Raw genomic sequence first — 13,386 nt, forward strand, 5'->3', positions numbered from 1 at the left:
GAGACGCCGTGCGGCTGGGGGGCGTGCGCGCGGGGCGGGGCGGGCGCGGGGGCCCCCCCCCCCCCCCAATAGCGACAGGGTCAGCTCGACGTCGAGGACGGCGGCGAGCGGCAGGAACGCCGGGCCCAGGCAGAGCATCTTCTCCTGGGTGGCGCTGTCGGTGATGACGGTGAACTGGGTTGCTTCCGATCCGCTGCCGGCGGTGGTGGGGACCGCGATGACGGGGAGCGCGGGGCCGAGGTTGACGCGTGGCGCCTTGTAGTCGCGCATCTGGCCGCCCTGGGCGCCGAGCAGGGCCAGGGCCTTGGCGGTGTCCATCGGACTGCCGCCGCCGAACCCGATCACCGAGTCCGCCTCGTGGTCGTGCAGCGCCCGCAGTCCAGGGGCAAGGGAGTCGGTCGTCGGGTCGGGCACCGTGCCGGAGAACAGCCGCGGGTGCAGCCCGGCCTTCTGCAGTGTCGCCAGCATGCGTTCCGCCGCGCCCGTCTGCTCCAGGAACGCGTCGGTGACCAGGAGGGGCCGGCTCAGCCCCAACCCCGTGATGACGTCGCCCAGTTCGTCGGCGGCACCGCGGCCGACGCGCATGATCCTTGGCAGGGACAGGCTGGCAACCATGCAGACCTCGCGACGTTGGGAGGAAGGAAGAGGAAGGAAGAGGAAGGAAGGGGAGAAGTATCGGGGGAGGGGCGAATTGGCCGGGGCGGTTCTGGCCGGGCCTGTTCGACTGTGCCCCCTGCGCCGGTGTGCGTTCAATCGCCAATGACGCACACACGGTGTGCACTTATGCAGATACGTTGCTCTCGTGCGCCCCTGTCCACGTCCCCACCCGGCTGCGAGCGAGCCGACCCTGCCTGTGGAGTCCGGCCGCGGGACGGTCGATCCACGCAAGCTGCGCGCGGACGACCTTCGCCACCTGCTGGCCGTCGCCCGTACGGGGCGTCTGGTCTCGGCGGCCGACGCGCTGGGCGTCGACCACACCACCGTCTCCCGCCGGATCGCCGCGCTGGAGAAGAGCCTTGGCGTGCGTCTGATGGAACGGGGCGCCGAAGGGTGGGTCCTGACGGATGCGGGCAGGGCCGTCTCGGAGGACGCACGGGCGATCGAGGAGGCTCTGGCCCGGGTCGCCGACGCGGTGTCCGGCCAGGAGACGCCGTCGCTGCACGGCACGGTGCGGGTGTGCGCCCCCGACGGCTTCGGCACGGTCTTCGCCACGCCCGCGCTGGCCCGCGTCCGCCGGGACCATCCCCGGCTGCAGGTCGAACTGATCACGGCGACACGGCAGTTGACCCTGCACCCGTCCGGTTTCGATCTCGCCCTGGCCATCGGCAGGCCGCCGGGCAACCGCCTGGTGACCGAACACCTCACGCACTACACGCTGGGCCTGTACGCCAGCGACGAGTACCTCGCCCGGTGCGGATCCCCCAGGACACGCGCCGACCTGGGGGAGCATGCGCTGATCTTCTACATCGAGTCGATGCTCCAGGTCGGCGATCTCGACATCGAACGCCATCTGCCGGGCGCCGCCCCCGCGTTCTCCTCCACGAACGTCTTCGCCCAGCTGGAGGCCACCCGCCTGGGCGCCGGCATCGGCGTACTGCCGGCTTTCCTGGCCCACCGGGCGCAGCTGCGGCGGCTCCTTGCCCACGAGGTCGACATCCGGCTGCCCATCACCCTGGCCCTGCGACGCGAGGCGGTCACCCACCCCGCCGTACGGGCCGTGCGTGCCGCCCTGCGGCAGGAAGTCGCCGACCACAGGGCGGAACTGCTCCCGGAACGTGCGGGCAAGACCCCTGGGCGCGGCGAGTGACTTCTCCAATGACTAGGCCTTGATGGACCTCGGCCTAGCCCTTCGAGTCCGGCTTCCAGTCCTGCGCGAGCAGCCCGAGCAGCACCTCGTCCAGGAACTCGCCCAACACCCAGGCCGAGGAGCGCAGTACACCCTCGCGGACGAAGCCGTTGCGCTCGGCGGAGCGCAGCATCGCGGCGTTGTCCGACAGCGTCTCGATCTGCAGCCGGTGCAGGCCGCGCACGACGAAGCCGTAGTGGCAAAGCACCGCGACCACATCGGTGCCGTAGCCCTTGCCGCGGGCGGACGGCAGCAGCCCGAGACCGATGTGGGCGGACCGGCTGTGGTTGTCGATGCCCCACAGCGTCGCGGTGCCGACCAGGGCGTCGCCCTCCAGCTCCACCACGGAGAACTGGACGAGTCCCTGGTTCGTCTCGTCCACCACGAGCCGCGGATCCTTCGAGTCGGGCGTGATCGGCCGCCACGGCGAGGCATCGGCCCGTGAGCCGTTGACCACGTCGTCGTAGAGCTCGGTCCGCAGAACCGGGATGTCGTCCTCGTGGCGGGCCCTGAGCCCGACCTTGTTGCCCCTGAGCATGCAAGATTCCTATCCGACCGGGTCGGTCGGCGGCAAGCGAATAGGGGGTCGTCGCAGTCGGCGCAGAGTTCAGATCTCCTTCACCGCGAGCGCCGGCGTCAGTGTCAGTGGCCGTGTCTAGGGTTGTGGCATGAGTTCCTCTCTGAGTGTCTACCTGCTCGATGTGACCGCGACCCGCGCCCTGGTCGGTTCCCGCGACGGCGAGCTGCTCGCGGTGATACGCGACAGCTTCGGCGACCAACTGGCCCATGCCGACTCCGAGTTCGCCCACTCGATCCAGAACGGCGCACCCACCGCGTTCGAGGCGCTGACAGCGGTCGTGCACGGGGGGCCTTTCAGCGACGACAAGAACCACGCCTTCCAATATGGCTACGCCTACAAGCGGGTGTGTGATCTGACGGGTTCGTTCCTGGACAACTCCTGCTTCACTCCGCACCGGGGCAGCTGGCTGTCCGACGTGGACGAAGGACTGACCGCCCTGGGCATCACGGCGGTGTCGGTGGCGGACTTCGATTACGGCACGCTGCCCGAACCCCTGCCGTGGACGGACACCCCGAGCTGCGGCGAGTGGACACATGAACAGTGCGTGCGGGCGCTGGAGCAGTTCGAGGCGACCAAGCGGGCTGTTGATGCCTCGGGTCAGGCCCCGCCCCTGGAGCCCGAGATCGTCGAGGCCGTCATGCAGTGCCTGGGGTGGCTGCGGCACGCGGCGGCACGGCCCGGATTCGGCGTCATCGGCTTCCGCTCCTGAGCCTCTCCAGCGGGGCGGGCTCAGCGTCCGGTGGCGCCGTCGACGAGTTCGCGGATGATGTCGGCGTGCCCTGCGTGGCGGCCGGTCTCCTCGATCATGTGGGTGAGCGCCCAGCGAACGCTCGGCGACGGACGGCCTGAACGCCCCGGACGGGGGAGCGGTGCGCCGAGATCGGTACAGGCGTCGAGAACCTTGTTCGCGCGTTCGACGGTTGCCCGGTAGCGCGCGACGACGTCGGCGACGCTGTCCGCGGGGTCCGGCTGGAACGTCGCCTGCCAGTCAGCGACCCTTTCGCCGAGGAACGTCGCGCTCTCGACGGCGATCAGATGGCTGAGCAGGCCGAGCAGGCTCGTGCCCGACGGCACTGCGGCCGCCCGGACTTGGGGTTCTGCGGCTCCGTCGACCTTGGCGGCGATCGAGGCGCGCAGATAGTCGAGGAATCCGCGCAGGACATCAGACTCGCTGTTCGCGGTACGGGGCGGCGGGGTGTCATTGCGGCGGGCGGAAGTGGGCATGGCCTGCTCCTTCTCGTGGGGTGCTCGCTCCTGTGAGGTGCTCGCTCTTGTGGTTGTGGAGGGCTCGCTGGTGTGGGAGGCCCGCGGGGCGGTGTCACTCGTTCCGGAGGATGAGCAGGACGTGGTCGATGACCTCGGCGGTGCGCCCGTCGGGGCCGACCGCGGTGCGACGTGGCGCATCCGCGCGTTCGACCGTCCACTGCGCGGGAGAGAGGCGCATCAGTGCCGCGACCTCCTGAGGAGTCGGATAGCGCACGTCCGGGTCCTGATTCCACGACCACGGCGCAGTCGACCCGTGGTCGACGACCAGGAGCCGCCCGCCGGGACGCAGCAGGTGCGCCGCGGAGCGGAGGATGCCGGCCCTGTCTTGCCCGTAGGGAGTGTGGAAGTAGTGGGCGGTGACCAGATCGAAGCGCAGTCCGGGCAGCGAGGCGCGAGCGTCGTGCTGCTTGGCGGTGATCCGGTCGCTGAGGCCGCGCGTGCGAGCCAGCCGGTCGAGCCGCGTCGCCGCCACGGCCGAGACGTCGAGGGCGGTGACCCGCCAGCCCCGGCTCGCGAGCCACAGCGCGTCGCCGCCGCCACCGCATCCGAGGTCCAGCGCGTCCCCTGGGGGCAGTGCGGTGACTGTCTCGACGAGGCGGACGTTCGGCTGCGGGTCAGCAGGCGCGGGCCGCTGCGCGTACACCTTGTCCCAGTACGTTGCCGCGTCAGAGGTCTCCATTGCGTTCCTTCCGCTCGGTTTCCGTGGGGCCAGTCTCAGTCGACGTGTCGCAATGTGGCGTCGCTCCTTGCCGTTTCGGCAAGCTGGCCCCATGGACCCTGCAATGGAAGAAGTGCTTGACGCGGTCGGACCGCGACTGCGGGCGGTGCGGCTGGCGCGCGGTATCACCCTGGCTGATCTGTCCGCGACCACCGGAGTGTCGGAAAGCACCCTGTCCCGCCTGGAGAGCGGCCGGCGCCGGGCAACCCTTGAACTGTTGCTGCATCTGTCCCATGCGTACGACATCCCGCTGGACGATCTCGCGGGCGCCCCGCGCGCCGGCGACCCCCGAATCCACCTGAAGCCGATCCGGCGGTTCGGCATGACCTTCGTGCCCCTGTCCCGGCGGCCGGGCGGAACACAAGCCTTCAAGATGCTCATTCCGGCACGACCGGAGCCACTCCAACCGACATTGCAGACGCACGAGGGCTTCGAATGGGTCTACGTACTCCATGGCACTCTGCGACTGGTGGTCGGAGAACGCGATCTGACGGTGAAAGCGGACAACGTCGCCGAGTGGGACACGTCTTTGCCGCATTGGCTGGGAAGCGCGGACGGCGGAGCGGTGGAACTTCTCGTCCTGTTCGACATGCAGGGTCCGCGCGCCCAGGCTCGCGGATGACGGGCCTGAGGGGCGTGCCAAGGAGCATGAACGTGTCTGGTGAACGGCTGGACTTGGAGTGGTTGCGAGGCTGGTGCGAGCAGACTTCGGCGGCGCTCGGAGCGGTGATGTCTTCGTTCCTGAAGACCCAGTTCCTGAAGACCCATGGTTTCCCGCCGGACGAGAACGCCATCATCCTCGCGACAGATGAGAGCCACGAGGCGACGGACGCACTCGTGGACCTGACGCCGATCCCCTCCGACCTGACCACCCTTTACTGGGTGGTTCGCGAGATCTCCTGGCCCGATGTCGAGAACGGATACTTCATTCACTCCGCATCGACGGTCGCCGCGCACTTCCGCGAGTACGGTGCCGTCCAGGTCGACGACGAATCGCCCGGCATCGTCTTCGCCAGTGATGGTGGCGGCCATCTCTTCGCGGTGGCAGGCAGCGGACGAGTCTGGAGGTCGACCACGGCTTCCTGGTTCCACGAATTCGAGGTCGCCGCAGCATCCATCCAGGAATTCCTTGAACAGATCGGCCGACGGGTCGCCGACTGCCGGAACTGACCAGATTCGCGATCGCCCCGCTCGCGACTTCCGGCACGGATACGGTGACCGTGTGGATCAGGATGAAGTGCTACGTCACGCCTCGTCGTTCGGCGCAGCGGCCGCCGCCTACGCCGAGCACCGTCCGGACTACGCCCAGGCCGCGGTGCGTTGGGCGCTCGACCCCGCGCCCGGCCCGCGCGTGCTCGACCTGGGTGCCGGAACCGGCAAGCTGACCGCCACGCTGGTCGCACTGGGTGCCGAAGTCATCGCGGTCGAGCCCGACCCGGCCATGCTGACCGAGCTGCGCCGCTCGCTGCCGGGCGTCCGCGCCCTGTCGGGCAGTGCCGAGTCGATCCCGCTGCCGGACGCGTCCGTCGATGCCGTGCTGGCAGGCAACGCCATGCATTGGTTCGACATGACCGTCGCGGGACCCGAGATCGCCAGAGTCCTCGCGCCCGGCGGCATTCTGGCCGGCCTGTGGAACCTCATGGACGACCAGGTCGAGTGGATCGCCGGGCTCGCACGGGTCGGCGGCAGCGCGGCCATCGGCCCACGTGACACGCCCGCCGGCTGGCGTGCCGAGACGGCCGAGATGCACCTGCCGAAGAAGTCCGGCACGGCCGCTCGTTTCGGCTCACCGGAGCAGGTCGAGTTCCCGCACGGGCAGCGCCGCACCGGCGACTCTCTCGTCGCGACCATCGCGACGCGCGCGGGGATGCTGGTCATGCCGGAACAGGAACAAGAGGCCACGCTGGCCCGGATCCGCGGATTCCTCGCCGGCACACCGGAGACCGCCCACGGGGAGTTCACGCTGCCGATGCTGACGGGCGTACTGCGCGTCCGGAAGCTGTGAAGGCCCCCGCGGACCATTAAGTGGCGGACCATTAAGTGGTGGCGTACTGCAGGTCCTTGCCGCACTGTTGTCCGGGCCGACGGCAACCGCATCGTCACATCAGGGAGACAGACGCATGAGCACGCCACCATCGCCACCGGCAGCGGAGCGGACTGACGGATCAACCGTCCAGATCGGCGCTCTCGTTCCGCTGACCCGGCCCGGCTGGGCCGAGGCGGGCCAACACCTGCTCGCTGGACTCGAGTTGGCCGTACGCGATGTCAATGAAGACGGAGGGATCCGCGGAAAGCCAGTCGAGCTGGTCGTCCGGGACACGGCAGCTGATCCGGAGAGGGCCGCGGCGGCCGTGGACGAATTGGCTCGCCTGGGCGTGGCCGCCTTGGCGGGGGAGTATCACAGCGTCGTCGCCCGCGCCGCTGCCGCCAGGGCCGACGCCATCGGCCTGCCGTTCCTCTGCTCGTCAGCGGTGCTCGACGCGCTCACCGACGAGCCGACGGAATGGGTGGCGCGCCTCGCCCCGCCACAGTCACGCGGCTGGCAGATCTACGCGGACTTCCTCCTCAGCACCGGCCACAGCCGCATCGCGGTAGCAACACAGCCGAGCGTCTACTGGGCCACTGGGACCCGCATCCTGCGGGACCACCTCGCTCCACGCGGCGGCACCGTCACCGAACTCGACATGAGCACGCTCGACCCGACGGCCCTGTGCGACGAACTCGTCGCTCATCGCGCGACAGCACTCCTCGTCCTGGTCGGCCACCCGGAGCCGGCAGTGCCGATCGTCAAGTCCGTCCGCCGGGACCAGCGCCTCGCCGAGACCATGATCGGTGCTCCGGCCGGGCAACCGGAGTTCGCCGAATGGGCGACCCTGCTGGGCGACGACGGCGCCGCGATCCCGTTCCTGCGCTACCTGCCCGAGCGCCTCACCCCACTCGGCGCACGAGTCGAGAAAACCCTCCGCGAACAGCTGGCCGAAGCACCCTCCTTCGTCGCCTTCGAGGGCTACGACACGATCACCGTCCTCGCGGACGTGCTGCGTACTCATGGCGTGGATCGGGCGCGTACCGCGGAATCCTGGCCGCACGTCGCAGTCGAAGGCACCCGCGGCCAGATCCAGTTCTCACGCACGCCAGGCATCAGCGTGTGGCAATGGGATCGGCCGCCCATCCAAGTCGTTGACCGAGATCCGGCGGAACCCGATCGCTTTCGGATCCTTCACGCGGGCTGAGAGTCTCGCGTGGCGCACCGGATGCTCGCGAGGGCCGAACTCCCGCCGGGCGATGAGGTTCGTATATTCGGGGAGTGACGGATACAGAAGAGACCTCGCCCACACCAGCCGGCGCTGCGGGGCGGCACGTGCGCGTGCCGCCGGTCGACGCCGCGGCAGCTGAGGTCCTTGCCCAATGGGCGGCAGCCGACGCCGATGTCACCCTGGACGCCACGCACCTGGACCTTTCAGGGGCCGACCTGTCCGGCGCCGACTTGTGCAGCGCGCTGTTCTGCCCGTCGACCGCCCGCGGCATCCTGCTGCGGAAAGCGGATCTATACCGGGCGAACCTCGGCTGGTCGGACCTCACCGGAGCGGTACTGACGGGGGCCTGCCTGGTCAAGGCCGAGCTGACCGAGACCGTGCTGCGCGATGCGGACCTGACGGGAGCCAATCTCGGCAGCGCGGACGTGTACGCGGTCGATGCCCGCGGAGCACGGCTCAGGGAAACGCGCCTCGACGGCGCCTCGCTGCTCGGCGCCACTCGGCTGGAAGGCGCCGACCTGACCGGAGCCGGCGTGGCTCGCACGAGTTTCCAGGTCGTCCTCGACGAACGCACCGAGCTCCAGGGTCTGCACGGCAGCATCTTCGGGCCCGCCTTCGTCGCCGAACACGACGACCGGCGCCAACTGGACGGTCTGGAACTCGAGTTGTGGCTCGCTGATCGAGGCGCGACGGTGGAGGTCCTCAACTCGCCCGCAGACACCACGACGTACTACGCGTGCATCTGTGAGGAGTTCCCGCGCGGCAATCCGGCAGGCATCGTGCGCCGCCGTCAGGCCGGAACCACCGTCCGCGACGACGCCTTCACCCGAAACCTGCGCTGGGAACCGACGGAGTACCTGCGCCGCTACTATCTCGGCCACAACGACTACGACCACGTCGAGATCACACCGGCAGAAGCCGATGCCTTCGTTCACCGCATCACCCGAAAGCTCAGGGCGGAGGACTGAACCGGCGGGTGCCTCCCCCCGCCCTCTGCCCGCGGTCGGCACGTAGTCTGGCCCCGGACTCGGTGATCACGTGCCTGGTACGCCGGTGAAGGCGGCCCGACGTACGACGGAAGAGGGAGGCGGCGCCGGATGGGCGGAGCTGTTCTGCGCTGGAGCGAATACCGCAGCATGCCGTGGAAGAACGGCGGCGGCACGACCCGGGAGGTCGCGTCGGGTGCCGTGCAGGCGCCCCTGGCCTCGGCGGAGCCCGCGGACGGCTTCGACTGGCGGGTGAGCATCGCGGACGTGGATGCGGGAGGCCCCTTCTCTTCTTTTCCCGGAATCGACCGCGTGATCACCCTGGTCGAGGGCGAAGGCATGGTGCTGACCGTGGACGGGACACCGCAGCCGGTCGGCCCGCTGAGCCCCTTCGCCTTCTCCGGCGACGCGGTGACGGACTGCCGGCTGGAAGGGGGCGCGGTGCGCGACATGAATGTGATGACCCGCAGGGGCCGGGCCACGGCACGGGTGCGGATGGTCACCGTCGCCGCCGCACAGGAAGCGGAGATGGTGTGCGCCGAGGGCGAGACCCTGCTCGTCATGACCGCCACCGAGGGGATCGCCGTCGGCGGACCGGACGGGCGGGAGACCGCGCTCGGCCGTCTCGACTGCGTACGCCACGAGGGCCCGGGGGCGCTGACTCTACGGGGCGACGGCTCGGTGGCCGAGATCAGGATCACCGCGGCACGCTGACGGTCGGGGCCGCGGATCCAGCGGCTCCCACGAGTGGTGACGAGACGAAACGTCTTGTATAGTGCGGGCATGGCTTTCTTCTACTTTCTCTGAGTCCGGGCACGGCCGACGCCGCCGTTTCTGCCGCCCGTAGACCCTTCGCATTCCCAGGGAAAGTCATATGCGCGAACGCGCCCATACCGCTGTGCCCGCTGCCGTGGCGCAGCTGTCCGTCAAAGACGTCACCAAGTCCTACGGCGCCCGGATCGTCCTCGACCAGGTCAATCTCACCGTCCGCCCGGGCGAGAAGGCCGCCGTCATCGGCGAGAACGGCTCCGGCAAGTCCACCTTGCTGCGGCTCCTCGCCGCGGCCGAGGTGCCGGACGCCGGGGAGATCACCGTCAGCTTCTCCGGAGGCATCGGCCACCTCGCCCAGACCCTCGACCTCGACCCCCACTGCACCGCGCAGGACGCCGTCGATCTCGCGCTGGCCGAACTGCGCGACATGGAGCGGCAGTTGCGTACGGCCGAGGAGCATCTCGGCGAGGCATCGCAAGAGGAACTCGCCGCGTACGGCGACCTCCTGAACGCGTACGAGGAACGCGGCGGATACGAGGCGGACGCCCGCGTGGACGCCGCCCTGCATGGGCTCGGGCTCGCCGGGATCACCCGCGAGCGCGTGCTCGGTTCGCTCTCCGGCGGCGAGCAGTCGCGGCTCGCACTCGCCTGCGTGCTGGCCGCAGCCCCAGAACTGCTGCTCCTGGACGAGCCGACGAACCACCTCGACGCGGCGGCCGTGCACTGGCTCGAGGAGCACCTGCGCGCGCACCGCGGCACCGTCGTCGCGGTCACCCACGACCGCGGCTTCCTGGAGCGCATCGCCACCACGATCCTCGAGGTCGACCGGGACGCCCGCACGGTGCACCGGTACGGCGACGGCTGGGCCGGCTACCGCACCGCGAAGGCCGCCGCCCGACGCCGCGCGGAACAGGAATACGCCACCTGGCTCGAGGAGGTGGCCCGCGCGGAGGATCTGCTTGAGGCCGCCGGGAAGCGACTGGCCACCACCGGCAAGGACCCACAGCAGGGCTTCGGCAAGCACCGCCGCTCGCATGAGGCAAAGCTCGGCGGGCAGGTGCGCTCCGTCCGGGAGCGGCTGGCCCACCTGCGGCGCAACCCGGTGGCGGCGCCACCCGAACCGCTGCGGTTCACGGCGGCGGGCGCCATGCATTTGGTGGAGGACCCTTCCGAAAGCACTCGTCTTCACTCAAGCGGCAGCGGACAAGGGCAACCCATTGCCGCGCTCGACGGCGTAAGCGTCGGCGAGCGGCTGCGTCTGGACGGGCTCCTTACGATCGCGGCCGGGCAGCGGCTGCTGGTCACGGGCGAGAACGGGGCAGGCAAGACGACGCTGCTGCGCGTCCTGGCGGGCGACCTCCAGCCGGACACAGGGGCGGTGCGCCGACCGGCACGCATCGGGTATCTGGCGCAGGAGCTGCCCGCGCGCTCCACGCGGCTCCCGCTGCTCGCCGCCTACGCGGCCGGGCATCCGGGGCCGCCGGAGGAGTACGCCGATCAGCTGCTGGCGCTGGGGCTGTTCCGTGAGCAGGATCTGGACGTCCCGGTCGCGCTGTTGTCCGCGGGGCAGCAGCGTCGCCTGCAGATCGCGAGGCTGGTGACCCGGCCCGCGGACCTTCTCGTACTCGACGAGCCGACGAACCACATCGCGCTCGACCTGGTCGAGGACCTGGAGGCGGCGCTCGCGGCGTACCCAGGGGCGGTGGTCACGGTCTCGCACGACCGCGACTTCCGCGAGCGCTTCCCGGGTGAGCGGCTGGAGTTGCGCCGTGGCCGCAGATGCTGACCCTCGCCCGCGAGCGTTCCTGCATGAACAGCCCTTGCGATGCGGCTGTCGAAGCAGGACGGGATCTGGGACTGGCCGTCGCCGATGCCGTTCACAGGCGGGATGGCGGACTGGCATCGACGAGTGATGTCACCGCCGCCTTCCGGCGGCCGCCTCCACCGCGTCGAGCGTGACAGAAACGGCATCGCACCGTACCGCCCGGCGGATCCCTGCGCAGCCGCACAGCGCCACCTGACATCCTGTCACCATGCACGTACTGATCGTGACAGCAGGGAGCTGGGGCGATGTGGCCCCCTATACGGGACTTGGCGTGCGGCTGCGCTCCGTGGGGTACGAGGTGACCCTGGCCACCCATGAGCGGTTCGAACAGGCGGTGACCGCCCACGGACTCGGCTTCCGGGCCCTGCCCGTCGATCCGCGCCAGGAGCTGGCCTCGCAGGTCGGCCAGGGTCTTGCCAGAGCGGTCAGCCCGCCCGTGGCCATGGCGCGAGTGGCACGTATGGCACGGGCGTTCATGCCCCGGCTGACGCGTGGCGTCGCGGACGCCGTACGGCAAGGCGCCGACGTCGTGCTGAGTTCAACGGTCACCGATCCCATGTGCGCGGCGCTCGGCGAGGCGTTGGGACTGCCGAGCATCGGGGTCTACCTCCAGCCGGTCCAGCCCACAGGCGCCTTTCCGCCGATGCTCGCCGGTGGCCGCTCGTTCGGATCGCAAGGCAACCTCCTTGCCGCCTACGCCCTGTGGGCCGGCACCGACCGCATCTTCGCCCCCGCCGTCGGAGCCCTGCGCCGCGAACTGGGCCTGCCGCGCCGGAGGTTCGGCGGCATGCTGGGCTTGCCACGCGGGCGCAGTGTCCTGCACGGCTTCAGCCCGCGGATCGTCCCCCGCCCGACGGACTGGCCCCAAGGGCACGAGGTCTGCGGCTACTGGTGGCCCCAAACTCCACCCGGCTGGGAGCCCGACCGGCGGCTGCTGGACTTCCTCGACGCGGGCCCGCCACCGGTCTTCGCCGGCTTCGGCAGCTTCGTCACCGCCGACGCCGAGCGGCTGAGCACCCTGCTCGCCGACGCCATGCGCCGCGCGGGAGTACGCGGCATCATCCAGGCCGGCTGGAGCGGCCTGCACGCCGAGAACGACGACCTGATCACTGTGCAGGAAGTGCCCCACGCCTGGCTTTTCCCCCGGACCGCAGCCGTCATCCACCATGCCGGCGCCGGCACCACCGCGGCCGGGCTGCGCGCAGGAGTCCCCTCCGTCCCCGTCCCGGTCCAGCTGGACCAGCACTTCTGGGCGGCCCGCCTCCACACCCTGGGCGTCTCACCGCGCCCGCTGCGCTACCAGCACCTGACCGCGCAACGCCTCTCCTCAGCGCTGACCTCGGCGGTCAAGAGCTCCGCCCTGCGCGCGCGTGCCCGGGACATCGCCGCCGCCCTCGCCCGCGAAGACGGCGCACGCCAAGTGCTCACGGCCATTGAGCGGTTCGCCCCTTCCGGCAACAGCATCCCTTGACGACGGTAGCCGCAACTCCCCAATTCCCTGGCGCCATTGGGCCTCCAACCATGGCGGTACGGCCCTACCGCAATGGTTTACGGCGAATGTCAAACCTGGACGTGACGCCAGTGGTCCGTGCATTCCGTAGTTTCGGTGGCGACCAGTTCCGTACGTGTGGAAGGGAAACAGCGCGCACGGACGGAACAGAAAGCACCGAACAGAAATGGGGGATACGGGAATGCTGACGATGAAGCACAAGACAATGATCGGCTCGGCCGCTGTCATGGTGGCAGGTGCACTGGGCGCGACTTCGGCAGTGGCTGCTCCTGCACAGGCCGCCGCGGGCGGTACCGCGCCTGCGTGTATCGAGCGCCATTACGTGAACAACGCCGACGGCGGAATGCAGGCCTGGCCGTACAACAACTGCGGCAAGACCATGCGGATCAGGATCATCGTCCACAACTGGCGTGACACCTCCTGCCAGTCCATCCCGAACAAGCACAGTGCGTTCTTCCAGACGCTGGGTGGACGGTACGACCGGACCGCGGTCTGCTGAGACACCGTCAGGAGATGATCGACAGCTGAACACGGGAGCGGGGGGGCCGGCCCCCTATGGGGGGCGGGGGCGCGGGGTGGGGGGGGGGGTTAAGCTGGGGGGGGGGGTGGGGGCGGGCCCCCCCGAGC

At 70.0% G+C, this 13,386-nt stretch carries 15 protein-coding genes; 11 read left to right on the forward strand and 4 right to left on the reverse strand.

The window, feature by feature from the left end:
- Positions 1–585: iron-containing alcohol dehydrogenase (locus ACFWY6_RS36875; RefSeq protein ID WP_384699981.1), on the reverse strand; the 585-nt coding region annotated here is incomplete at its 3' end.
- A 217-nt stretch (positions 586–802) separates the two neighbouring features.
- On the opposite strand from ACFWY6_RS36875, the gene ACFWY6_RS36880 reads away from it, so the two are divergent.
- On the forward strand, positions 803–1,807 hold the full coding sequence (locus ACFWY6_RS36880; RefSeq protein WP_384699983.1) for a LysR family transcriptional regulator: 1,005 nt from the start codon (positions 803–805) through the stop codon (positions 1,805–1,807).
- A 34-nt stretch (positions 1,808–1,841) separates the two neighbouring features.
- Here ACFWY6_RS36880 and ACFWY6_RS36885 read toward each other — a convergent pair whose 3' ends face one another.
- Positions 1,842–2,384: a GNAT family N-acetyltransferase gene (locus ACFWY6_RS36885; RefSeq protein WP_384699986.1), complete on the reverse strand. Its 543-nt coding sequence runs from the start codon at positions 2,382–2,384 to the stop codon at positions 1,842–1,844.
- 130 nt (positions 2,385–2,514) lie between these two features.
- On the opposite strand from ACFWY6_RS36885, the gene ACFWY6_RS36890 reads away from it, so the two are divergent.
- Complete coding sequence (locus ACFWY6_RS36890; RefSeq protein WP_384699988.1) at positions 2,515–3,135, forward strand: hypothetical protein; 621 nt, start codon at positions 2,515–2,517, stop codon at positions 3,133–3,135.
- Between the two features lie 20 nt (positions 3,136–3,155).
- Here ACFWY6_RS36890 and ACFWY6_RS36895 read toward each other — a convergent pair whose 3' ends face one another.
- Together ACFWY6_RS36895 and ACFWY6_RS36900 are read right to left on the reverse strand one after the other, a co-directional pair.
- Positions 3,156–3,650, reverse strand: coding sequence for a DinB family protein (locus ACFWY6_RS36895; protein WP_384699990.1), 495 nt, complete (start codon positions 3,648–3,650; stop codon positions 3,156–3,158).
- Positions 3,651–3,744: 94 nt separating this feature from the next.
- Positions 3,745–4,371, reverse strand: a complete 627-nt coding sequence (locus ACFWY6_RS36900) for a class I SAM-dependent methyltransferase (RefSeq protein ID WP_384699992.1) — start codon at positions 4,369–4,371, stop codon at positions 3,745–3,747.
- Between the two features lie 91 nt (positions 4,372–4,462).
- Between ACFWY6_RS36900 and ACFWY6_RS36905 the strand changes: the two genes are divergently transcribed.
- The 9 genes from ACFWY6_RS36905 (at position 4,463) to ACFWY6_RS36945 (ending at position 13,258) form a co-directional block, all read left to right on the forward strand.
- Positions 4,463–5,032, forward strand: coding sequence for a helix-turn-helix domain-containing protein (locus ACFWY6_RS36905; protein ID WP_384699994.1), 570 nt, complete (start codon positions 4,463–4,465; stop codon positions 5,030–5,032).
- A 26-nt stretch (positions 5,033–5,058) separates the two neighbouring features.
- Entirely contained in the window at positions 5,059–5,580 is a 522-nt protein-coding gene (locus tag ACFWY6_RS36910) for a hypothetical protein (RefSeq protein ID WP_384699996.1), read from the forward strand.
- A gap of 52 nt (positions 5,581–5,632) precedes the next feature.
- Positions 5,633–6,415 (forward strand): class I SAM-dependent methyltransferase, encoded by a 783-nt coding sequence (locus ACFWY6_RS36915; RefSeq protein ID WP_384699998.1) that lies wholly within the window; start codon positions 5,633–5,635, stop codon positions 6,413–6,415.
- Positions 6,416–6,530: 115 nt separating this feature from the next.
- The gene (locus ACFWY6_RS36920; protein ID WP_384700000.1) at positions 6,531–7,643 is read left to right on the forward strand and encodes an ABC transporter substrate-binding protein; all 1,113 of its coding nucleotides are present in this window, start codon (positions 6,531–6,533) and stop codon (positions 7,641–7,643) included.
- Positions 7,644–7,717: 74 nt separating this feature from the next.
- Positions 7,718–8,635, forward strand: coding sequence for a pentapeptide repeat-containing protein (locus ACFWY6_RS36925; protein ID WP_384700001.1), 918 nt, complete (start codon positions 7,718–7,720; stop codon positions 8,633–8,635).
- A gap of 129 nt (positions 8,636–8,764) precedes the next feature.
- Positions 8,765–9,367 (forward strand): HutD family protein, encoded by a 603-nt coding sequence (locus ACFWY6_RS36930; protein WP_384700003.1) that lies wholly within the window; start codon positions 8,765–8,767, stop codon positions 9,365–9,367.
- A gap of 160 nt (positions 9,368–9,527) precedes the next feature.
- Positions 9,528–11,210, forward strand: coding sequence for a ribosomal protection-like ABC-F family protein (gene abc-f / locus ACFWY6_RS36935; protein ID WP_384700005.1), 1,683 nt, complete (start codon positions 9,528–9,530; stop codon positions 11,208–11,210).
- 247 nt (positions 11,211–11,457) lie between these two features.
- The gene (locus ACFWY6_RS36940) at positions 11,458–12,720 is read left to right on the forward strand and encodes a glycosyltransferase (RefSeq protein WP_384700007.1); all 1,263 of its coding nucleotides are present in this window, start codon (positions 11,458–11,460) and stop codon (positions 12,718–12,720) included.
- Between the two features lie 220 nt (positions 12,721–12,940).
- Entirely contained in the window at positions 12,941–13,258 is a 318-nt protein-coding gene (locus ACFWY6_RS36945; protein ID WP_384700009.1) for a hypothetical protein, read from the forward strand.
- Positions 13,259–13,386: the final 128 nt, after the last annotated feature.

Origin of the sequence: Streptomyces sp. NPDC059037 (assembly GCF_042740015.1) — a bacterium.
Lineage (GTDB): Bacteria > Actinomycetota > Actinomycetes > Streptomycetales > Streptomycetaceae > Streptomyces.

What these genes read in the sequence shown, in the direction of transcription:
- ACFWY6_RS36885 (WP_384699986.1), bottom strand. Translation starts at nt 2,384, where the DNA reads ATGCTCAGGGGCAACAAGGTCGGGCTCAGGGCCCGCCACGAGGACGAC.
- ACFWY6_RS36890 (WP_384699988.1), top strand. Translation starts at nt 2,515, where the DNA reads ATGAGTTCCTCTCTGAGTGTCTACCTGCTCGATGTGACCGCGACCCGC.
- ACFWY6_RS36895 (WP_384699990.1), bottom strand. Translation starts at nt 3,650, where the DNA reads ATGCCCACTTCCGCCCGCCGCAATGACACCCCGCCGCCCCGTACCGCG.
- ACFWY6_RS36900 (WP_384699992.1), bottom strand. Translation starts at nt 4,371, where the DNA reads ATGGAGACCTCTGACGCGGCAACGTACTGGGACAAGGTGTACGCGCAG.
- ACFWY6_RS36905 (WP_384699994.1), top strand. Translation starts at nt 4,463, where the DNA reads ATGGACCCTGCAATGGAAGAAGTGCTTGACGCGGTCGGACCGCGACTG.
- ACFWY6_RS36910 (WP_384699996.1), top strand. Translation starts at nt 5,059, where the DNA reads ATGAACGTGTCTGGTGAACGGCTGGACTTGGAGTGGTTGCGAGGCTGG.
- ACFWY6_RS36920 (WP_384700000.1), top strand. Translation starts at nt 6,531, where the DNA reads ATGAGCACGCCACCATCGCCACCGGCAGCGGAGCGGACTGACGGATCA.
- ACFWY6_RS36930 (WP_384700003.1), top strand. Translation starts at nt 8,765, where the DNA reads ATGGGCGGAGCTGTTCTGCGCTGGAGCGAATACCGCAGCATGCCGTGG.
- abc-f (WP_384700005.1), top strand. Translation starts at nt 9,528, where the DNA reads ATGCGCGAACGCGCCCATACCGCTGTGCCCGCTGCCGTGGCGCAGCTG.
- ACFWY6_RS36940 (WP_384700007.1), top strand. Translation starts at nt 11,458, where the DNA reads ATGCACGTACTGATCGTGACAGCAGGGAGCTGGGGCGATGTGGCCCCC.
- ACFWY6_RS36945 (WP_384700009.1), top strand. Translation starts at nt 12,941, where the DNA reads ATGCTGACGATGAAGCACAAGACAATGATCGGCTCGGCCGCTGTCATG.